Source organism: Candidatus Poriferisodalis sp., assembly GCF_965204125.1.
Taxonomy (GTDB): Bacteria; Actinomycetota; Acidimicrobiia; order Acidimicrobiales; family Poriferisodalaceae; genus Poriferisodalis.
On sequence record NZ_CBDBEB010000001.1, the window covers coordinates 24,849 to 44,754 of the forward strand.

The following is a 19,906-nucleotide window of genomic DNA, read 5'->3' on the forward strand; positions in this document are numbered from 1 at the left end:
TCGCCGCCCCCGTCACGGTCAGACCTTGGTGATGCTCGGACTCGACTGGACCGAGGAGCACCGCCTCGAAGCGTCGCCGCCCCGTCACGGTCACACCTTGGTGATGCGGTCCCCGACCCGGATCGCTCCGGGCCTCACGACCCGGGTGTTGACGCCCCGGAGCCTGTTCATCAGGCCGACCTCGGAGTTGACCCAGCGCTGCGCGTCGAGGCCGTACCGGCGGACGAACTTGCCGCACCCGGTGTGGGGCTTGGCGCTGATCTCGACGACGGCCTCGCCGATGGCCACCCTGGCGCCCGCGGGCAGGTTGGTCTTGCTGAGGTCGAAGTCGACGTAGAGCTGGTCGCCGGCCAGCGGCCAGCGATCGACCGACCCTGCGATCAGGTCCACCACCCGTGCGTTCATGAGGGTCAGCTGCGCAGCCACGTTCGGCTCGCCTCCCTCGGCGCGGGAATAGGCCCTCGTCGCCCAGTTGTCGCCCACCAGGCCCGAGTCGGTGTCGAGGGCACCCTCCTCGAGGGTCTCGCGCTCGTCCACTCCGGGCCGGCGCACGATCAGCCGCAGGTCCCCCTCCTCGGACGGCGCCTCGAGCACGTGCGCCAAGCCGGCCTCGAGCTCCTCGGGAGTGCGTTCTGCCATGGCCAGAGAGGCTACGGCCTCACGCGAGCATCCGTGAGCGATACCCGAAGCGCCTGCGCTCTGCACAGCGTGACGTCGACGCATCGGGGCGAGCGTCCCGGCTGCGGCGCAACTCCTCCCGCCGGGGGCGCCGCAGTAGGGTGAGGGCGTGGGTTGGTGGTTGCTGGCCGCTGGGATGGCACTCGCTCACGGGGCGCTGGCCGTGTTCCTCATCGCGGGCGCGCCGTTCGCCGCCCGCAGGCCCCGGCTGATGGCGTGGTACCTGGTCATGCTGGTGCCGACCGCGGCGGTGAACCTCGGGCGGTTCCCGTGCCCGCTCACGGTGTGGGAGAAGGACCTCTGGCGCCTCGCCGGCGAGACCCCGTACCAGGGCGGCTTCATCTCCCACTACTTCGTCGAGCCGTTCCACTCCGGCGGCCTGGGCCCCGCCGGCGAGGACGCCCTGCTGATATCGGTGGTGATCTGGTGCCTGGGATGGTTGACGTACTCCGCCGTGCACCACCGGCGGAAGCGGCTGCGCAGCAGCTCGATCCCACAGCCCGACACCCGACCGATACTGGACACGGGCACCGCCGGGAGCCCGCATTGATGCCACGAAACGGTGCGACCCAGGGTCGGGCAGGCCACGGCACGGGCCCCCCAGCGAGGCCGGCCGACCGGGAGAAGGCACCATGACCTCGGCGAAGACGACGTCTGAGCAGACGCGGCCAGCGCCGGGGCGAGAGCGGTCGCCGGCCGACGACGACCTGTACGGGGCGCTGCGGGACTACTGGCACCCGGTGGCCTACGCATCGGAGCTGGGCGACGGCGGGCCGCTGGCGGTGACCCTGCTCGACGAGCCCCTGGTGCTGGCCCGCATCGACGGCCGGGTGTCGGCGTTCCGCGACATCTGCGTGCACCGCGGCACCGCGCTGTCTCTCGGCTCCGTCGACGAGGACGGGCTGCGCTGCGGCTACCACGGATGGACCTACAACGGCGAGGGCCGCTGCACCAGGATCCCGGCCCGGCCCGACCTCAAGATCCCGTCACGGGCCCGGCTCACCGCTTACGCCGCCGCTGAGCATCTGGGGCTGATCTGGGTGTGCCTCAGCGGCGATCCCGTCTACCCGCTGCCGGAGAACCCGTACTTCGGCGCCGAGTCCATCCGGCTCATCGAGGTGGAGCCGTACAACTGGCGGTGCGCGCTCCCCCGCCGGATCGAGAACTACGTCGACTTCGGCCATTTTGCCTGGGTGCACGACGGGGTTCTGGGCGACTCCGCCCACCCCGAGGTGCCCGACCATTCCATCGGCCGACACCGCAACGAGTTGCGCTTCGAGCACCCCCACATGGCCGAGCCCCCCGACTCGGGCAAGAACAAGAGCCTCGAGATCGACGGGGCCGTCGAAGTCAAGCTCGACTACCGGCTGTTCATGCCCAACACCATCCTGCTCGACCAGTACATCGCGTCGGTCGACCAGCGCTACATCCTGTTCTTCAGCGTCTGCCCCACCGGCCGCAACACCTGCCGGTGCTTCACGTTCATGGGCCGCGACTACGCCTTCGACGAGGCCACCGACGCCGAGATGCTGGACTTCAACGCGCTCGTCATCGGCCAGGACCTCGCCTTCGTGGAGTCCCAGCGTCCCGAGGAGCTGCCCGTCGACCTCAGCGCCGAGCTGCAGATCGCAGGCGTCGACCGGGTCGCCATCGAGTACCGGCGCTGGCTGCGCGACATCGCCAGGGGCCCCGACTCTGCCCGCCAAGCCGCCACGCAGTAACGCGGTCACGCAGTGACGCCCTAACGCAGTGACGCAGTGACGCTGTAACGCCCCCGGGGGCGTTCCTCGCAACGCTCTCAGCGGAAGGCGAGGCGCAGGATGAACTCGTAGAACCCGTCTCCGAGCCACTTCCTGACGACCAGCGCCGGCCTGCCCAGCATTCCCTTGACGTACCGGCGGCGCGGCCTGGCCGCGGTCGCAGCCTCCACGAACACCTCGGCCAGCTTCCTGGCGTCGGTGCCGCGGTCCGTGACACGCGGGTTCGCCCTCATCCTGAGCAGCGGCTCGATCTGAGCCCTATAGGCGCTGCCGTCGACGTAGGTGCTCATCTGCTCTGCCGCCACTTCGCCGAAGTCGGTCTTGATCAGGCCCGGCTGGACGACGACCACATCGATGCCGAACGGCGCGGCCTCGAGGCGCAGGCAGTCCGACCAGCCCTCCAGGGCGTGCTTGGTGGCGTGGTACCAGGCCCCGAACGGCGAGTAGACCCTCCCGCCCACCGACGAGACGTTCACGATCCGTCCGGCGCCTTGCGCCCTCATGTGGGGCAGGACGAGCTGGGTGAGGTGGGCCAGGCCGAAGAGATTCACCTCGAACTGGTATCTGGCGTCGTCGAGCGGGATGTCCTCGACCGGCCCGTACAGCCCGAAGCCGGCGTTGTTGATCAAGACGTCTACCCGTCCCTCAGTCTCGATGATCTGGCTGACGACCCGCTCGTTGTCGTCGCTGCTGGTGACGTCCAGCGCGACCGCGGTGACGCCGTGCCCGGCCAGGTCGGCCATGCGGTCCAGCCGGCGGGCGCCGGCATAGACCCGGTGGCCCCCCTCGGCCAGCAGGACCGCGGCCTCGTGGCCCATTCCAGCCGAGGCTCCCGTGATCAGCACGACCTTGCCCATTACATTCTCCCTTGATATGAACGACAGCTCCCGGCAGTCTGCTACGGGGCGGGCTCGATCCGATCCATCGACCCCGATATAGATGACTGACGACGACGCCATCTTCGGCGACGACTTCCGCCTGGACAACGGGCTGGCCGGCGAGGCGCTCACGATCCCGTCGGCCAACCCGAGGAACTTCCACGCGGCGATCTCCCGGCCCGACGACATGGCCCGCCAGGACCTGCGGGCGAAGCTCTTCGTGCCCGAGGCGCCCGGTCCGTTCCCGGTGGTGATCATCGCCCCGGGCAGCCTCGGGCTCCAGCAGCACCACATGACCATCGCGGCGGCGATCACCGGCATTCAGATGGCGGCCTGCGCGGTCGACCCGTTCAGCAACCGCAGCGTCGTGACCACCGTTCACAACCAGGTCCAGTTCTCCTTCGCGGCCAGCGCCTGGGACGTCCTCGCCGCCGCCGAGGTCCTCGCAGCCCGCCCCGACATCGACCCGGCCCGCATCGGAGCCCAGGGCCACAGCCGGGGCGGCTCGGCCGTGCTGAGCGCCGCATCGGTACACCTTGCTGCCGCGTCCAGCGCCCCCAAGCTCGCCGGGGTGTACGCCGCCTACCCGTGGTCGGGACAGCAGTTCCTCGACCCCTCCGTCGGGTCCACCCGGATCCGGGCCATCATCGGCGACCGCGACGACTGGTGCCCGCCGGTGCAGGTCCAGGCCCACATCCAGGCCATCCGGGCCGCGGGCGGCGACGCCACCGTGCGGATCGTGGCCGGCGCCAACCACAGCTTCGACCGCACCACCCCGCTGGAGTTCATCGCGGACGCCTCGGTGACCCCCGGCGCGCCCACCTACTACATCGCCGACGACGGCGCCTTCATCCTGCCGACATCGGACACTCCCGACCCCGGCCTGGTCGACCGCGACGGCTTCCTCTACGCCATCGAGGCCGGCTTCGGAGTGCGAGGCGCCCACATCTCAGGCAATCCCGAACTGGTGCCCCTCTTCTACGACGACATGACCGCGTTCTGGACCGAGGTCATGGCTACGAGGGCCGCCACTTGCTCCGGGCCCTCGATCTGACCACAACCAACTCCAAGCCGCTAGCTTCCACTCGGTGAGCGGCGGCGACCCGACCGGGCGGCAGCATCCCGATGAGGCGGGCCCGGCCCTGGACATGCTGCCCGAGGACTGGAGCCGGGCGCTGGCGGTGGTGGCCCATCCCGACGACCTCGAGTACGGAGCGTCGGCGGCGGTGGCCCGCTGGACCGCCATGGGCAAGGACGTCCGCTACGTGCTGGCCACCCGGGGCGAGGCCGGCATCGATTCGATGGCCCCGGAGCGGACCGGTCCGCTGCGCTCGGCCGAGCAGGTGGAGGCCGCGGCCGCGGTGGGGGTCTCGGTGGTGGAGTTCCTGGACCACCCCGACGGGATGGTCGTCAACGGGATCGGCCTGCGACGGGATCTGGCCGCGGCCATCCGCCGTCACCGGCCGGAGGTGATCATCGGGTCGAACTACCGCGACCGGTGGGGCGAGACGGGTCCCTGGAACCACGTCGACCACCGCGAGCTCGGCCGGGCCCTGCCCGACGCGGTCCGCGACGCGGCCAACCGCTGGCTGTTCACCGACGCCGGCAAGCCCTGGAGCGGGGTCAGCTGGATCGCGTACGCGTCCTCGCCGGCGGCCACCCACGGAGTGGACGTGACCGACCATCTCGACGAGGGCGTGGACTCGCTGCGCCGTCACCGCGTCTACATCGAGAGCCTCGGCGACCCGGACTTCGACCCCGACACGTTCCTGCGCGGCAGCTGCGCAGCAGTCGGCGAGATGCTCGGCGTCCGGTTCGCAGTCGCCTTCGAACTGATCCCGGTCTGACCGCGCTCCCAAGAATCGACGTATGCGTTACCGCATCTGATAGTATGATAGACATATGCAGAAGCAGCGTGTGACGGTGACCGTGGACGAACCCCTGGTCGACGCAGCCGCTGCAGCTGTGCGCGAGGGACGGGCCCGCTCGGTGAGCGAGTGGATCGGCGAGGCCATGGCCCAACGACACGACCGGGACCAGCGGCTCGCCGTGCTGAGCAGGCTGGTTGCGGAGTATGAGGCCGAGCACGGCTTCATCACCGACGAAGAGATCGCCGATCAAGCCCAGCGGGACCGTGACGCGGCCGCGTCGTTCCGAGCCGCCGCTCGCCAGGCCGGATGACCGACATCTTGGACTCGGGCGCGCTGATCGCGCTCGAGAACGACGACCGACCGATGTGGCGGCGCCTCAAGGCCGCCCTTCAAGCCCAGGATCCGCCCCGGACCCACGGCGGCGTGGTGGCCCAGGTGTGGCGGGGCGGCGCCGGCCGCCAGGCTCGGCTCGCCGGCGCGCTGCAGTCTCTCGACATCGTGCCCCTCGACGCTGAACTCGGGCGCAGAAGCGGTGTGCTGCTGGCCCGCAGCGGCCTCGCGGACGCCATCGACGCCGCCCTCGCGGCCCTCGCCGACCACGGCGACCAGATCATTACCTCTGATCCTGACGACCTCGCCCTGCTCGCGGCCACCACCAACCGGCGCATCGACATAGTGCCCGTCTAGTCGCCGGCAGCGGAGACCGTGAGCCTGCCGCTGCGAAGGGACTCGGCTCCCGCTCGGCGTCAGAGGATCATCGTGAGATTGTGCAGCGGGCTGGACCGATCGATCAGCACAGCCTTCTTCATGCGGATCATGGTGGGCCGCCCGTCGTCCATGCGCAGCACATGCTCGTAGCGGCCGGCGAAGGTGTCGGTCACGCCCCGCCGGTAGGCGTGCAGCGTGAACGCCGACCTTGACAGGGCCGTGTGAGCGTCGACGGCCCAGACCATCACGTTGGAGATCATGCGCTGGGTGACCGACGGGGGCTGATGCGAGTACACGTTGCCGGTGCTCATCCACGCGATCCGGTCGCCGAGCCGGCGGTGGTCGTCGAACGCCACCGACACCGCCCGGGCCGGGTCATCGGTGTCGTCGCCGATCGGCACCCAGTACAGGCCGTCGTCGGTGAACAGGTCGTACCACGCCTCGAACTGGCGCCGGTCCAGCAGGTCGGCCTCGTGGTAGAGGAACGCCTCGAACACGGCCCGAAGGTCGGGATCCGGCGGGCCCTCGCACACCGTCGGCGCCTCGCGCAGCCACCGGTAGAAGCCGGCGCCGACCACGCTCGGCTGCGGATCGCCCGCCAGCAGCTCGCTCATCCCGCGGTCAGGTTCATCTCGGCGGTCATGAGCCTCTTCCACTCCTCGTGGTACGCCCGCAGCGGCCCGTCGTCGGTGACCGGGGTTGTGCGTATCCCGCGCTGGTCGGTCCAGGACCGGTCCACCTCCAGGCCCCTGCTGGTGTCGATCCATTCGATCTCGGGGATCGACAGACCGGCCTGCTGGCGTTCGAAGTTCTCGAAGTCGTCCACCTCGCCGAAGTTCGGGAAGTCCTCCGCGATGCGCATCCTCAACTCGTTGACCACCTCGGGCGCTCCGTCGAGGGTGGTGGGGTACCAGTTCACCGCGGTGAGGTCGACCTCGAGCGGGGTGATGACCACAACCTGGTTGCCGATGAGATGAAACGACGGGAACACCGTGAGGTTCAGCCCGGGCCCGGGCGCCATCTCGACGAGCCGGGACGCTTCCGCCTCGCCGTACTGCTCCACCAGCGCGGCGTACTGCGGCTCCTTCGACGGCATGGGGCGGGCACGGCTCCAGAGCGACTCCCCCATCCCCGGGCGCTGGTCCAGCATGGTGTGGCCGTGGCCCAGGGTCTGGTTGTACATGTGGCCCTCGTCGGGGTCCTCGGCTCCGAAGTTCGACAGCGACCGGCCGCCGCCGTAGCGGATGTGGGTCATCTTGAGGATGGACAGGTGCGAGAAGGCGGGGTGGTACCCGTCGGAGCCGTTGTCCCAGATCAGCTTCCAATTCCCGCGGTAGGTCATGCGGTAGGGCGTGTGCAGGGTGATCGTTCCCTCCGGCGCCCGGTCCACGAACACGTCGAGCCAGTGCTTGGCCGGGCCCAGGAACTCGTCCAGCGGTGGAGCGTCGGGATTGAGCGTCCCGAACCAGAAGCCTCTGCGCGACTCCAGCCGCGGGACCCGCTTCAGGTCGCGGGTGGACTTGTCGTGGGACGGCCCGTACGCCGCGGGGTACGGAACCGCGACGCAGGCCCCGTCGTTGGTGAAGGTCCATCCGTGATAGGTGCATACGAAGCGCCTGCTGTTGCCCTGAGGCTCCTGGCACAAGGTGGTCCCTCTGTGGGTGCACCGGTTGAACAGGGCGTGCACCGTGCCGTCGCGGCTGCGGGTGAGGATTATCGGTCGCCGCCCGAGGGTCCGGGTGACGTAGTCGTCGGGCCCGGGAATCTCGCTGTCGTGGCCGATGTAGACCCACGTCCCGCCGAAGACGCGCACGAGCTCGAGTTCGAAGATGTCGCGGTCGGTGTACAGCGAGCGGTGGGCCCGGCCGTCGCCGACGAGCCGGTCTATGGGAGGCTCAACCATGCGCCGCCGGTCCCCCCAGAGGCTGCACCCATTCTCCCGGTAGCTGCACCCATGGGGCCAGTCTGCCAAGGCGTCTCCGGCCTCGTCAAGGCGCCCGGCAGGCCGCGGCACGGGTCGTTTGACAACATTTGCGGCTGCGGTCAACATTGCTCGACTGCGCGCTACCGCCGGGGCCTTTGGCCCTGTGACAAGGGGGAATCAACATGGCGATGACCGATGCCGTCGAGCCCGACCTGCTCGACGAGGTACTGGAGAAGATCGGCCTCTCGGAGCGGCCGGAGCTCGATGTCGAGGGCTTGAGCACCGCTTACAACGCTTGGTGCGAGTCGGTGTCGTTCGACAACGTGCAAAAGCGTGTGTACATGGGCGAGAACCGCACCGGGCCGTTGCCGGGCATCGAGCCCTCGGAGTTCCTCCAGAACCTCGTCACCCACGGCACCGGCGGGACTTGCTGGCCCAGCAGCAACGGATTGTGGGCGCTGATGCACGGGCTCGGCTTCGACGCTCACCGGGTGTCGGGAAACATGATCGTGCCGGTTCCCCTCGAGGAGCCCAACCACGGCTCGACCGTGGTGTACATCGAGGGCCAGACGCTGATGGTCGACAGTTCCATACTGAACCACGTCCCCATCTCGCTCGTCGAAGGCGAGGACTCCTCGACAGACTTCCCGCTGAACGAGACCCAGACCGAATGGGTGGGCGACACCTGGCAGGTTCACTGGCTGCCCGGCCACGGTCGCGATGAGATCGTCATGAAGCTCGACGGCCCCGGCGTCGGCGAGAGCCGCGACATGGAGTTCTGGGCGCACCGCTCAGATGTGAGCCGAGGCAGCAGCCTGTTCAACGACGCCCTCTACATCCGCAAGAGCGTGCCCGGCGGGGTCCGGACCATAGGCCGGGGCGCGCTGATCTCGATCGGCGCGGGCGGCGAGGTCGAGATGGCCGAGCTCGACCACGAGACTCGGGACAGGGAACTGATCGAGACGTTCGGGCTGTCAGAGGAGATCGTGGCGCGAACACCGCCGGACGGCGAAGGCTTCGCCCTGGGCTGAGGAGAACTCCTCGCCACAAACTGGCGACGTCGATGAGCTAGGCGTGGCTCATCGTCGCGGCCTTTGCTCGACAGCCCGCCGAGTGCTGTAGCTGACGGGCTGGCTCTCGTCCGAGCGGTGTCAGATGGCGGCGGTGTCAGACGGTGATGGTGCTCAGATCGTGATGGTGCTCAGATCGTGATGGTGGTCAGGTCGTCGCCGATCACGATCTCTCCGTCGAAGTGGTCGGCGGCGCGGGTGACCCACTCCGGGTACTGCTCGGGCGTCGGCGGCGGCACCAGGTGGGTGAGGACGAGCCGCTTGGCTCGGGCCCGGGCCGCGGTCTGGGCTGCCTCGACGACACCTGAGTGGTAGTCGAGGATGTCCTGGCGAGCGCGGCGTCATCGGTCACCGGAATCTACCGACCGGAGCCCTCCCAGCGCGCCCGGCCCAGACCTTGAAGCGGCTCTCAGCCAGCGGCGGCCGCGACCGACTGACGGTGTGCGCAATTAGTGTTGCGCATATTGCGCATACCCGTTAGCGTGACGGCATGGCCAAGCCGACCAACGTGCTGCTGGATCCTGCCCTGCGGGCCGCGGCCAAGCGCCGGGCCAGCGAGCGAGGCCTCAGTGTCTCGGCCTACATCCGGGAGCTGATCCGTGCCGACGACGCAGCAGCCCGCGCCACCGACGGCGACATCACGCCACTGATCGGCATGCTTGGCACCGGCACCGAACCCACCGACATCGCCCGCGACAAGCACGAGATGGTCCAGCGGGCCTTCGGCGAGAACCTCGACCAGAAGCAGCCGACCCGAACCGGTCCCGGGTGAGCCGCGTCTTCGTCGACACCAGCGCCTGGTACGCGCTGGCCGCACCCGACGATGCCTCTCATCATCTCGCCGTGCGCCTGCTCGGCGAGCACCAAGGGCGGCTCGCCACCACCGACCACGTGCTCGTGGAGACCTGGGCCGTTGCCCGCAGCCGGCGCCATCGCGCCGCCGCCGACGAACTGGTGGCCACCATCGTCGAGCGCAACGTTGCCGAAGTCCTCACCGCCACCCCCCAGGACATCTCCACCGCCCTGCGGATCGGCGAGACCTTCGCCGACCAGGACTTCTCGATGGTCGACAGAACCAGCTGGGCCGTCATGGAGCGCTGCGGCATCACCGAGGCAGTGGCCTTCGACATCGACTTCGCCGTGTACCGCTTCGGCCCGGGCCTGCACCAGGCCTTCACGATCCACCGCTGAGGCACGGGCGTCGGACCTCCGGCGATAGTAGGAAGCATGCGCGTCGGTGTCACCGATCGTCTTGGCTGGGCCGTCGTTGTCACGGCTGCGGGCAACAACGGACCACCTGAGGAGTGCCATCCCCAAGCCGGAGGCATGCGCAGCCGCGCTGGCCCTCTCACAGGCTTCTGTACTGCATATCGTGATACAGTCTGGTCATGGCCCGCTTGATATCGGTTCGTCTCGATGAGGACGCCCAGCGCGCTCTGCGCCAGCTGGAGGCTCAGGGCCTGACGCAATCCGAGGCCATCCGGTCCTCGTTGGTGCATGAAGCGGCCCGCATCCGGGCTCGGCGGGCCCTGGCCGCGGAGGTAGCCGCCCTCGAGGCCGACGAGGCCGACCGGGCCGAGATGCGCGAGGTCGCGGCTCTCATGGAACAGCTCCGTGCGCCGGGGTGACATCTTCGAGCTGCGGCTCCCGCGAGGCGTGGGACATGAACAGCGAGGCCGCCGCTTCGGGGTGGTGGTGCAGTCCGACGCGCTGCTGCCACGATCGGTGGTGCAGGTGGCGCCAACCTCGACCAGCGCCCGGCCAGCCTCGTTCCGGCCGGTCATCGAAGTGGACGGGACAGCCACGACCGTGCTCGTCGAGCATGTGGGCGCCGTCGACGTCACCCGCCTCGGCGACCTGGTCGGCCGCCTGCGCCCAGAGGAGCAGTGGGGCATCGACACTGCCCTCACAACGGTCTTCGACCTGCAATAGCAGCCGCCGCGCTCACAACGGTCTTCGACCTGCAATAGCGGCCGCCGCGCTCACAACGGTCTTCGACCTGCAATAGCAACAGTACGAGCTGATTCATCGGTCACGTGCGGGAGTGCGTTCACCTCGAGCCCGAGAACCTCGCACGCGATGGTCAGCACATCGTCGAGCTTGAGGTAGTTCACGTCATCCGTCCGCGAGCATGTTCAGCAGCTCCTCGTGACGCCGAAGGTTGCGCTTCAGCATCATCTGGAACTCTGGTAGCGGAAATGCAAGACACCTAGATACCTATTGTCTGCATCGCTCGGATGAGGGGGCCCGTTTGTGAGTCCACTCGTTGCGGGTGTGCCGGCCAGCGGGTGAAGTCAGGAGTCGATGCGGGCCAGCAAGGCGCCTTGGGTGATGGCGACACCCTCGGCCACGAACTGGTACATGACGCCCGCTACCGGGGCTTCGACGTCTTGGGATGCTTTGTCGACCTGGACTTCGGCGATGACCTGGCCGGCGACCACCTGCTCGCCATGGTTGACGAACCAGGTTCCGACGACGCCTTCGGCGGTGGGGTCCTTCTCCGACATGATCGGGAACGGGACCTCGGTGATCACGACATCAGGTCCTTGACCGCAGCGGCGATCCTTTCGCGCGTGGGCAGGATCCCGTACTCGAGCGAGCGCGCATAGGGAATGGGGACATCGGGCACGGCAAGACGGGACACCGGCTTGGTCAGCATCGTCGGGTCGGTCTCGGCCACGATGGCTGCGACCTCGCCCGTAAGCCCGAAGCTCTTGTAGTCCTCGTCGACGACCAGCAACTTGCCGGTCTTCGCCACCGATTCCAGCACGGTCTGGCGGTCGAGAGGTACGAGGCTTCGCAGATCGACGACCTCCAGGCTGATGCCCTCGCCTTCGAGCTCCTCGGCAACGTCGAGGCTGTGCTGCACCGACAGCGAGAGCGTGACGACGGTGACATCGCTGCCTTCGCGTGCGATGGCGGCCTCACCGATCGGGACGGTGAACGCTTCTTCGGGGACGTGGGCGACCGAGCGCGGGTTCTTCTCCATCCACACCAGGCCCTGAGCGCCCTTGTGGAAGAAGTAGAGGACCGGGTTGTCGTCACGGATGGCCGAGGTCATCAGACCCTTGGCGTCGTAGGGATTGGAAGGCACGACCACCTTCATCCCCGGGAGATGGGCGAACATCCCCCAGAGGCACTGGGAGTGTTGCGCGGCGTCGGAGTAGCCGGCGCCGGTGGCGCACATGAGCACCATCGGCACCTTCACCGCGCCGCCGGACTCGTAGTGGATCTTCGCCATGTGGTTGCTGATCTGGTCCATGCAGACGCCATAGAAGTCGACGAACATGAGCTCGACGACGGGGCGGAGCCCTTCCACTGCGGCGCCGATGCCGGCACCGATGAAGCCGGTCTCCGAGATCGGGGTGTCGATCACCCGCTCGGGTCCGAATTCGTCGAACAGGCCGGTGGTAGATCCGAAGATCCCGCCATAGGCGCCGACGTCTTCGCCCATGACGAACACGTCGGGGTCGGCACGCATCTCGAGACCGATGGCTTCCGCCATTGCCTTGGCCGCGGTGATCCGGCGGGTGGGTGTCTCAGTCGTAGTCATTGCGTTGTTCTCCTGTCGATCTGGTTGCTCAGGCGAAGACGTGCAGCAGGGCGTCTTCGGGGGCGGGAATGGGGCTGGCGACCGCGAATTGGATCGCGGCGTCGACTTCGGCGTCGGCGGCTCTCTTGATGTCGTCGATCTGCGCCTCGGCCAGATCGCCCGACTCGACGAGTGCGGCGGCGTAGCGGGGAATGGGGTCGCGTTCGTCGACGGTGTCGAGATCGGCTCCTCGGTAGGCCTGCGCGTCGCCCTCGAAGTGCCCCCAGAGCCGCAGGGTGTGGATCTCGATCAAGCTGGGACCCTCTCCGGCCCGGGCCCGGTCGATGGCGGCCCCGGCGGCCTCGAAGACTGCTTCGACATCGTTCTCCTCGACCCGCACGCCCGGGATGCCATAGCCCGCCGCCCGATCGGCGTTGGAGTTGATGGCGGTCGACGCGGCGCGGGGAACCGAGATCGCCCAGTCGTTGTCCTCGATGACGAAGACGACCGGCAGGTTCCAAACCGCGGCAAGGTTGAGCGACTCGTGGAACGCTCCCTGGTTGGCCGCCCCTTCGCCGGCGACGGCGATGGCGACATTGTCGGTGCCGTTTCGCTTCATGGCGAGCGCTTGGCCACAGGCCACGGGGTAGCCCTGGGCGATGATCCCTGAGCAGGAGAAATGGTTCTCCGGATCAAACAGGTGCATGTGACCGCCCTTGCCCTTGCACAGACCGGTGGTGCGGCCGTAGATCTCGGCCGTCATGGCATTCATGTCCACGCCGTGAGCCAGCGCGAAGTGGTGAGGCCGGTGTGGCGCGGTGATGGCGTCACCCTTCTTCGTGTGAGCGCAAACACCGACAGCGGCCGGTTCCTGTCCAGCCGAGAGATGCATTTCCCCCGGGATCAGACCGGCCCCGATGTCCCAGGCCGGCGCCTTGTCAGCGTGGTACTCCTGCAGGATTCGGGACTCGTATTGCCTGATGCGGACCATTTCGGTGTAAAGGTCGAGTCGGTTCGGTGTCTTCACGTTGATACCTCCTTGGGTTCGGCTTGGTTGCGCCCACGGGCGTCGGGAGCGCCTCGGGACCGGGGCGGATTCCGCGGCCGACGACGCCAGCTGCCGCCAGGTGACCGTGGGCGGCGGCATGTTCGAGGGTTGTGGTCACATCGACGACGACGGGGCCGTCCGCACGCAGCGTGATCGCGGGACGATTGGCCGGTCCGAAGCGGAACATGCGTTCACCATCGATGGCAACGACACCGCCAGCGGCCCGCACGACGACGGTCGAGTCGGGCTCGAGAACTGAGACAGAACTGACGCCGACGGGCTCGACGAGTCCCGGCGCGATCGGCGCTCGCACGATGGTGGCCACCGGCTCTCCGAGGACGAGTGCCAACCCCGTCGGGGAACGGCGCGGTGTCGGTTGCACGTGGCCGCCGATCGCCGACAGTCCGATGGCGTCGGCCTCAGCGAAACACATGAACAGCTCCGAGACCGACGTCGAATCCCACAGCGCACCGGCGCCGACACCGTCGGTGTCGGTGATGGCGACGTCGACCAGGGCTTCTTCGACACGATCGCCGCAGTGGACGATGAGCTTCTTCGCTCGGTAGGTGCCAGCCTGACGGCTGTGCGGGTTGGTGGCGACGAGCCCCGCCGCCAGCCCGGCGACGGTCGGTTCCACCGGTCGCGGGAAGGCGTTGTTGGTTCCGGTCGAGATCGAGACCAGCGGGACATCCGCCGATGCGGCCGCCACGACCCGGTTGGTTCCGTCGCCCCCGAGGACGACGATCGAGCCGACTCCCGCGTCGACGATGGCTCGCGTGGCGGCGGTGGTATCGGCACCGGTCTGGGCGATGTCCTGGTCGACGAACTCCAGCGCAGGCCAACCCTCGGCGGATGCCCGTTCGGCGAGACGACCGAGGCCGTCCATGATGCCAGCCTGGTCGGCCATCGAGATGACCCGTTCCACACCGGTAGCGGCGAGACCGGCCAGTACTCGCTGGAGCCGGTTCAGCTTGTCGTGGGTGGTCACCGCGCCTCCGTGGGCGACGAGGCGGCGGATATCGCGTGCCGAGGCAGGGTTGGCGATCATCCCGACCGTCGTCGTGGATGTCTTCACACCGACCGCACCTCCCCCGGTGTACCGAGACCGATGTCGAGCCGCCCGAACGCTCCCCAGAGGTTCGAGCGCCACGTCAAGGGTACATCACCTCGTGGAGGCCCCGTGTCTCAACATGAGACAGCCGCTGATCGACGATCAGACCCGCCACGCCCCAAACTCGACAGCGGTGGTGCTCGCCGATCGCGCGAGCCGCATGACCCATCGAAACGCCCGGATCAGAAATGTGCTCTGACCTGGGGTTTTGTTTGTCGGGCTGGGGAGATTTGAACTCCCGACCTTCGGTCCCCCAGTTGCCAAAGAGCTGTTGCAGCGGTACCAACGAGTACCGAAAATCCCATCTGACGTAGGGTCTTACAAGATCGATGTAACAACCCGTACCTGCGGATAACCCCCTATAACGAACCGTCCGTTAGAAGATCCGTTAGAAGAATCCGCCTGTGGTCGCACCGAGAATCCGGCACGGCCGGTGGCGGTCGAAGGCAATATCCTGGATGCGGCAAGGCGCTACCGAGAGGATCAACGGCCATGACAACTGTGCCTGTCGCCGACACTAGTCACGATCCGCTTGAGGAGCCGGTGACACTCGCCGAGTTGGACGCGAGCGTCGGCACCGGGCCCGACGTGTCAGAGCACGAGGTCGCCGTGCGCTACTACACAGACGAATCGTTCCTGACGGCGATCCGGCTGCGCCGCAACAGCCGAAGCACCGACTAGCGCCCCAAGGGCGCTGTCACATGGCACCCTTAGGGTGCCCGTCCGTGAAATGGCGTTCATGTAGTTTGAGTGACACGGGGCCGTGCCGATGACCCGGTACGACCAGCCCAAGTTGATGGAGGCTGCCAGGGCGATGCCGACTTGGACCGTCGATCCGGACGGAGCGCACGGTGAGGTGTTCACCCGCCGCTGGGTGGTCGAGCTGATTCTGGACTTGGCGGGATACCGGGCTGTTGAGGACTTAGGCGCCTCGGTGATCGTGGAGCCTGCTTGCGGTGCCGGGGCCTTCCTCGTGCCGATCGCTGAGCGGCTGATGGAGTCCTGCACCAAGCACGGCCGGTCTCTCGCCGACATGGGCTCCGCTATTCGAGCCTTCGATGTGCTCGACCGCAACGTCGAGGCTGCTCGGGAGTCCGTGGCTGCTCGGCTTGTCGAGCTTGGCCAGCCGGACGACATCGCAGCGAGTCTCAGTTCGCAATGGATCTCCCAAGGAGACTTCCTTCTCGGCGCTGGGTTGGACGGTCCCCTGGAGGCCGACTTCGTCGTGGGGAATCCCCCCTACGTGAGGCTCGAGGACATCCCAACCACAGTCAGCGACGCCTACCGGTCCGAGTGCGCGACCATGCGGGGGCGGGCCGACATCTATGTCGGCTTCTTCGAGAAGGGCCTGTCGCTGCTCGGCCCTGGCGGCAGGCTGGCGTTCATCTGCGCAGATCGCTGGATGCACAACCAGTACGGCGAGCGACTCCGGGCGCTGGTCGCTTCCGAGTATGCGGTGGACACGGTTGTGGCGATGCACAGCGTGGACGCATTCGAGCAGTCCGTGTCGGCCTATCCGGCGATCACCGTGCTGCGCAACGGGTGCCAAGGACCGGCCCATGTGGTGGAGGCCGCCGACGACTTCAACGCAACCGACGGCGGCCGACTCGCGCGAAGGCTCGACGATGGCGACGATCACACTCCTGATGAAGGCCACTTCCAGGTCGCGACGCTTGAGCGATGGTTCGAAGGCGGCGGCCACTGGCCGTCTGGATCACCCGGCGCGTTGGAGCTGATCACGGATCTGGAGAAGCGCTTCGATCCCTTGGAGGACTGGCGCACAGGTACCCGTGTCGGCATCGGCGTTGCCACAGGCTGCGACGAGGTCTTCGTTGTCGGGGACGCACCGGAGGTCGAGCCCAGTCGCCTGCTGCCGATGCTGACCGCGCACGACATCACTTCAGGCGTGCCGCGATGGAGCGGACGGCACCTCGTGAACCCGTGGGACGAGGGCCGCCTCGTCGATCTCGAGGCCTACCCCGGCCTTGCCTCATACCTGCGGCGCCACGCCAGCAGGATCAAAGGGCGGTACGTGGCCCGTAACCGGCCGGAATCCTGGTACCGCACAATTGATCGGGTGGACCCCGATCTCCAAGCACGGCCGAAGCTGCTTCTCCCCGACCTCAAGACGGCTGCTCACCCCGTGCTGGACACCGGCGAGTTCTACCCCCACCACAACCTGTACTACGTCGTGTCCGACAAGTGGGACCTCGAGGTGCTGGGAGGGCTCCTCCTGTCGGATGTCGCCAATCTGTTCGTCGGCGCCTACTGCGTGAAGATGCGCGGCGGCACCTACCGGTTCCAGGCCCAGTACCTCAGAAAGATCCGCGTCCCCGCCCCGGACTCCATCGACGCCACGGCCGCATCCGCGCTCGCTAAGTCCTTCAGAGACAGAGACCGAGTTGCGGCTAGCGACGTGGCCGCGGCCCTCTACGGCATCGACCGCTCCGACCTCCGCCACGCCGCTGCCTAGACCCCGCCGGCACGGCCCGGCGCTCGCTTCAGCTACTCCCCCGCTCCCCAGTCGATGTCGGGATTGGTCGCCATGAACTGGAGGCACCTGCCGTGGATGGCCGCCGCGAACGCCTGGAAGCTCACTGAGTCCGAAGGGAACCGCACCGCCGCTGAGTCCTTGTCGGCGAGCACCACGCAGGCCGCGTCCAACAGCCGCTCACGGACCATCCGCTCGAAGAAGATCACGTACCGGTCCGCGTAGCTGGCACCGTCGAAGACCGGATCCGGCTCCCACACCGCCCTTCGTGGCGCGACCGGAGTCGTGAAGGCCTTGTTGTCCTCCAACAGCATGAAGTAGCCGAGCCATGGGCGCAGCGGACGGATGATCTCCCGCTCGACCGCCTTCCAGACATCCACGGCCTGGCCCAGCGCCTCGTCGGTGCGGTTGTTGTAGTTCTTGCCCCCGCTGCCGCCCGCCATCGACTTCAGCTCGACGATCCCGACTACCCGGTCAGCCACCATCACCACGATGTCCCAGCTCTTGTCGCGACGGAAGTAGCCGGCGATAGGGCGCCTCTTCACGTCGATCAGCTGGGCCGGAATACCCGCATCCACGAAGACGCTCACCACCAGTTCGTGGAGAGCGTCCAGATGGCGCCCTCCCGTCACCTCGGCACGGATGCCAGTGTTGAGCACGCCCCTGCTCTCAGACTCGTCGGCCTGAGATCGCCGCACCTCCCAGTAGTCGGCAACAGCAGCCCGAACCGAGTCGCTGTAATCAGGAAGCTGTGAAGGCATGCGACTCCTCAGGTCGGCCCCAGTATCCCAGCGCCTCCCGTCGGACAGGTGGACTCGGCCGTGGACCAAACTAGGCACGCCAAGATGCAGTCGAAGCGCAGTCGTACAATGGGAGTATGCACCCCAAGGCCCTGACGGGCAGGCCGGTGTCGATCCCCGACGACATGGAGGACCGGTCGCTAGCGAAGGCCAGCGGTCGGGTCACCCTGCCGCGCCACGTCGCCTGGAGCTTTCCCTACAGCTACGACCTCGACCGGCGAAAGCAGCTGCGGGCCTGCTACGAGCGGGTGATGACCGAGGGCCTCGACGACGATGTGCGCTTCTGCATCGACCTCGACACGCTGCTGGACGTGTGGGACGAACTGTGGCTGTCGCCTCATGTACGCGAGGCCTGGAGCGCTTGGCTGCGCGACCGCGGCCTTATCGGCTAGCCACGCGGTGCTCACCGACCTGCAGCGCCGCGTGCGCGCCATTTCACCACCGCGGATCCGGCGCTGACGCCGAAACCCACCGCTAGGCGGGGCCATTCGCCCCACCCAAGTGGGCCCAACCCGTAGGGTTTCCGTCATGAAACACGGCGGTCGGACGGAGTCTATGCGTATCCGCAGACTCGACTTGTGGAACTTCAAGGCTTTCGAGAGGTTCACAATGAGTTTTGGGGCAAACGCCTTCTTGGTGGGACCCAACAACGCCGGGAAATCAACCCTCATTGCAGCCGTGAGAGTGGCGGCAGGAATGTTGGACCACGCGACCCGAAGAAAGCCGACTGGACATCGAGCGCACGCGCACCGACGTGTGATGACGCATTCGCTCCGCGCGGACCAGTACGGCCTAGTGACGGAGAACCTCCGGCATCAGTTCCGCTCCGGAGAGTCGGCCGTGTCGCTTCATACGGATACCGACCTGATTCTCACTGGGGTCTGGCCCCCTGATGACGACGACCGCCCGGAGCCGTTCTTCTACCTGCGCCGCTCCGACGAAAGAAACGTCTCGCAGCCGAGCAGTGTTCGTGAACTGACTGGAGAGATCGGGGTCATCCCGGGCCTCTACCCGCTAAACCACACCGAGACAGTACTTGAGGAGAAATACGTTCGGTCCAACTTCCAGCACAGAAGGTCCAGCCAGCACACTCGAAACCAACTGCTCTTGATCAGACACGACGGGGAGTTTGAGAACTTCAAGGAGTTCGTGACCTTGTGGCTCCCGGAGATCGAAGAACTCTCAATGAGGACACGACTAGGCAAAGAGCCCGGCGATCGAGAGATCGACGTGTTCGTACGGGAGCGTGGCGATAGAACACCCAAGGAACTCTTCTGGGTCGGCGACGGCATGCAGATCTTCGTACAGATCCTGACCCATCTCTGGCGTCTGAGGTCTGCAGATGTAGTGATCCTCGATGAGCCCGACCTCTATCTGCATGCTGATCTCCAGCGACGTCTAGTGAGGTTGCTCGACTCAACGACTGCGCAGACGATCACTGCGACCCACTCTTCTGAGATGCTCGCCGAGGCGCCCTCGGAGTCGGTGGTGTGGGTCGACAAGACCCGCCGCAGAGCCATCCGCCGACCCGAGCCAGCGTCACTCGAAGATCTGTCGACCCAGATCGGCTCGGGCTTCAACCTGCGGCTCGCAACAGCTCTCCGTGCCCGAACCGTGGTCTTTGTGGAAGGCGACGACATGTCCATAATCCGAGAACTAGCGAAGACCATCGGTGCCAATCACCTAGCCGGCGAGCGTAACTGTGCCGTCATAGAGATCAAGGGCTTCAACAACTGGGTCCAAGTCGAACCCTTCAAGTGGTTCGTCTCGAACTTCCTCGATGGTGCCGTCGACGTATTTGTGCTACTGGATCGCGACTATCGACCCGATCCGGAGGTCATCGAGGTACACGCGACTCTCGAAGCAATCGACATCCACGCCCACATCTGGAGGCGTAAGGAGCTCGAGAACTATCTTCTTGACCCAGAAGCACTAGCCCGTGCCTCAAACACAGCACCGAGTTACATCTCGTCGCAGTTGGCGTCGATCACAGACGAAATGACCGAAGACATTCTGGGCCAGTTCGCCGAGAAGC

Annotated in this window: 24 protein-coding genes; 15 read left to right on the top strand and 9 right to left on the bottom strand. The window is 67.0% G+C overall.

Annotated elements, in window-relative coordinates; translation table 11 throughout:
• Positions 1–90 precede the first annotated feature (90 nt).
• Positions 91–639: an MOSC domain-containing protein gene (locus tag ACOGXD_RS00115; RefSeq protein WP_419913957.1), complete on the bottom strand. Its 549-nt coding sequence runs from the start codon at positions 637–639 to the stop codon at positions 91–93.
• A gap of 148 nt (positions 640–787) precedes the next feature.
• On the opposite strand from ACOGXD_RS00115, the gene ACOGXD_RS00120 reads away from it, so the two are divergent.
• Positions 788–1,228 carry a DUF2784 domain-containing protein gene (locus ACOGXD_RS00120; protein ID WP_419913959.1) on the top strand — a complete coding sequence of 147 codons (441 nt, stop codon included), beginning with the start codon at positions 788–790 and terminating at the stop codon, positions 1,226–1,228.
• Positions 1,229–1,310: 82 nt separating this feature from the next.
• Positions 1,311–2,399, top strand: a complete 1,089-nt coding sequence (locus tag ACOGXD_RS00125) for a Rieske 2Fe-2S domain-containing protein (protein ID WP_419913961.1) — start codon at positions 1,311–1,313, stop codon at positions 2,397–2,399.
• Between the two features lie 77 nt (positions 2,400–2,476).
• Here ACOGXD_RS00125 and ACOGXD_RS00130 read toward each other — a convergent pair whose 3' ends face one another.
• A complete protein-coding gene (locus ACOGXD_RS00130) occupies positions 2,477–3,295 on the bottom strand; it encodes an oxidoreductase (RefSeq protein WP_419913963.1) in 819 nt (272 codons plus the stop codon).
• 82 nt (positions 3,296–3,377) lie between these two features.
• On the opposite strand from ACOGXD_RS00130, the gene ACOGXD_RS00135 reads away from it, so the two are divergent.
• The 4 genes from ACOGXD_RS00135 to ACOGXD_RS00150 are packed head-to-tail and all read left to right on the top strand — an operon-like array spanning position 3,378 to position 5,874.
• The gene (locus ACOGXD_RS00135) at positions 3,378–4,370 is read left to right on the top strand and encodes a dienelactone hydrolase family protein (RefSeq protein WP_419913965.1); all 993 of its coding nucleotides are present in this window, start codon (positions 3,378–3,380) and stop codon (positions 4,368–4,370) included.
• Positions 4,371–4,404: 34 nt separating this feature from the next.
• The gene (locus ACOGXD_RS00140) at positions 4,405–5,163 is read left to right on the top strand and encodes a PIG-L deacetylase family protein (RefSeq protein ID WP_419913967.1); all 759 of its coding nucleotides are present in this window, start codon (positions 4,405–4,407) and stop codon (positions 5,161–5,163) included.
• Between the two features lie 55 nt (positions 5,164–5,218).
• Positions 5,219–5,497 carry a hypothetical protein gene (locus ACOGXD_RS00145; RefSeq protein ID WP_419913969.1) on the top strand — a complete coding sequence of 93 codons (279 nt, stop codon included), beginning with the start codon at positions 5,219–5,221 and terminating at the stop codon, positions 5,495–5,497.
• The gene (locus ACOGXD_RS00150; RefSeq protein WP_419913971.1) at positions 5,494–5,874 is read left to right on the top strand and encodes a PIN domain-containing protein; all 381 of its coding nucleotides are present in this window, start codon (positions 5,494–5,496) and stop codon (positions 5,872–5,874) included. The genes ACOGXD_RS00145 and ACOGXD_RS00150 overlap by 4 nt, the downstream gene beginning before the upstream one ends.
• 59 nt (positions 5,875–5,933) lie before the next feature.
• Here the strand turns inward: ACOGXD_RS00150 and ACOGXD_RS00155 are convergent, their stop codons facing one another.
• Positions 5,934–6,509, bottom strand: a complete 576-nt coding sequence (locus tag ACOGXD_RS00155; protein ID WP_419913973.1) for an aromatic-ring-hydroxylating dioxygenase subunit beta — start codon at positions 6,507–6,509, stop codon at positions 5,934–5,936.
• Positions 6,506–7,798: an aromatic ring-hydroxylating oxygenase subunit alpha gene (locus tag ACOGXD_RS00160; protein WP_419913975.1), complete on the bottom strand. Its 1,293-nt coding sequence runs from the start codon at positions 7,796–7,798 to the stop codon at positions 6,506–6,508. The genes ACOGXD_RS00155 and ACOGXD_RS00160 overlap by 4 nt, the downstream gene beginning before the upstream one ends.
• A gap of 203 nt (positions 7,799–8,001) precedes the next feature.
• Between ACOGXD_RS00160 and ACOGXD_RS00165 the strand changes: the two genes are divergently transcribed.
• The 5 genes from ACOGXD_RS00165 (at position 8,002) to ACOGXD_RS00185 (ending at position 10,821) form a co-directional block, all read left to right on the top strand.
• Positions 8,002–8,850, top strand: a complete 849-nt coding sequence (locus tag ACOGXD_RS00165; protein ID WP_419913977.1) for an arylamine N-acetyltransferase — start codon at positions 8,002–8,004, stop codon at positions 8,848–8,850.
• A 529-nt stretch (positions 8,851–9,379) separates the two neighbouring features.
• Positions 9,380–9,661 carry a hypothetical protein gene (locus ACOGXD_RS00170; protein ID WP_419913979.1) on the top strand — a complete coding sequence of 94 codons (282 nt, stop codon included), beginning with the start codon at positions 9,380–9,382 and terminating at the stop codon, positions 9,659–9,661.
• Positions 9,658–10,080 (top strand): type II toxin-antitoxin system VapC family toxin, encoded by a 423-nt coding sequence (locus tag ACOGXD_RS00175; RefSeq protein WP_419913981.1) that lies wholly within the window; start codon positions 9,658–9,660, stop codon positions 10,078–10,080. Before ACOGXD_RS00170 ends, ACOGXD_RS00175 begins: the two co-directional genes overlap by 4 nt.
• Positions 10,081–10,277: 197 nt before the next feature.
• Positions 10,278–10,517 carry a hypothetical protein gene (locus ACOGXD_RS00180; RefSeq protein ID WP_419913983.1) on the top strand — a complete coding sequence of 80 codons (240 nt, stop codon included), beginning with the start codon at positions 10,278–10,280 and terminating at the stop codon, positions 10,515–10,517.
• Positions 10,504–10,821 carry a type II toxin-antitoxin system PemK/MazF family toxin gene (locus ACOGXD_RS00185; RefSeq protein WP_419913985.1) on the top strand — a complete coding sequence of 106 codons (318 nt, stop codon included), beginning with the start codon at positions 10,504–10,506 and terminating at the stop codon, positions 10,819–10,821. The genes ACOGXD_RS00180 and ACOGXD_RS00185 overlap by 14 nt, the downstream gene beginning before the upstream one ends.
• Before the next feature lie 362 nt (positions 10,822–11,183).
• Here the strand turns inward: ACOGXD_RS00185 and ACOGXD_RS00190 are convergent, their stop codons facing one another.
• From ACOGXD_RS00190 to ACOGXD_RS00205, 4 genes are read right to left on the bottom strand one after another with little or no spacing between them, the layout of a single operon-like run.
• Entirely contained in the window at positions 11,184–11,423 is a 240-nt protein-coding gene (locus ACOGXD_RS00190; RefSeq protein WP_419913986.1) for a biotin/lipoyl-containing protein, read from the bottom strand.
• Entirely contained in the window at positions 11,420–12,442 is a 1,023-nt protein-coding gene (locus ACOGXD_RS00195) for an alpha-ketoacid dehydrogenase subunit beta (RefSeq protein ID WP_419913988.1), read from the bottom strand. The genes ACOGXD_RS00190 and ACOGXD_RS00195 overlap by 4 nt, the downstream gene beginning before the upstream one ends.
• Positions 12,443–12,470: 28 nt before the next feature.
• The gene (locus ACOGXD_RS00200) at positions 12,471–13,448 is read right to left on the bottom strand and encodes a thiamine pyrophosphate-dependent dehydrogenase E1 component subunit alpha (RefSeq protein WP_419913990.1); all 978 of its coding nucleotides are present in this window, start codon (positions 13,446–13,448) and stop codon (positions 12,471–12,473) included.
• Complete coding sequence (locus tag ACOGXD_RS00205; RefSeq protein ID WP_419913992.1) at positions 13,360–14,544, bottom strand: NAD(+)/NADH kinase; 1,185 nt, start codon at positions 14,542–14,544, stop codon at positions 13,360–13,362. The genes ACOGXD_RS00200 and ACOGXD_RS00205 overlap by 89 nt, the downstream gene beginning before the upstream one ends.
• A 579-nt stretch (positions 14,545–15,123) precedes the next feature.
• Between ACOGXD_RS00205 and ACOGXD_RS00210 the strand changes: the two genes are divergently transcribed.
• Complete coding sequence (locus ACOGXD_RS00210; protein ID WP_419913994.1) at positions 15,124–15,261, top strand: hypothetical protein; 138 nt, start codon at positions 15,124–15,126, stop codon at positions 15,259–15,261.
• Positions 15,262–15,394: 133 nt separating this feature from the next.
• Positions 15,395–17,053: an HsdM family class I SAM-dependent methyltransferase gene (locus ACOGXD_RS00215; RefSeq protein WP_419913996.1), complete on the top strand. Its 1,659-nt coding sequence runs from the start codon at positions 15,395–15,397 to the stop codon at positions 17,051–17,053.
• A 32-nt stretch (positions 17,054–17,085) separates the two neighbouring features.
• Here ACOGXD_RS00215 and ACOGXD_RS00220 read toward each other — a convergent pair whose 3' ends face one another.
• A complete protein-coding gene (locus tag ACOGXD_RS00220) occupies positions 17,086–17,832 on the bottom strand; it encodes a PaeR7I family type II restriction endonuclease (protein WP_419913998.1) in 747 nt (248 codons plus the stop codon).
• A 116-nt stretch (positions 17,833–17,948) separates the two neighbouring features.
• On the opposite strand from ACOGXD_RS00220, the gene ACOGXD_RS00225 reads away from it, so the two are divergent.
• Positions 17,949–18,263 carry a hypothetical protein gene (locus ACOGXD_RS00225; protein ID WP_419914000.1) on the top strand — a complete coding sequence of 105 codons (315 nt, stop codon included), beginning with the start codon at positions 17,949–17,951 and terminating at the stop codon, positions 18,261–18,263.
• Between the two features lie 136 nt (positions 18,264–18,399).
• A partial coding sequence (locus ACOGXD_RS00230; protein WP_419914002.1) for an ATP-dependent nuclease occupies positions 18,400–19,906 on the top strand: 1,507 nt, incomplete at its 3' end.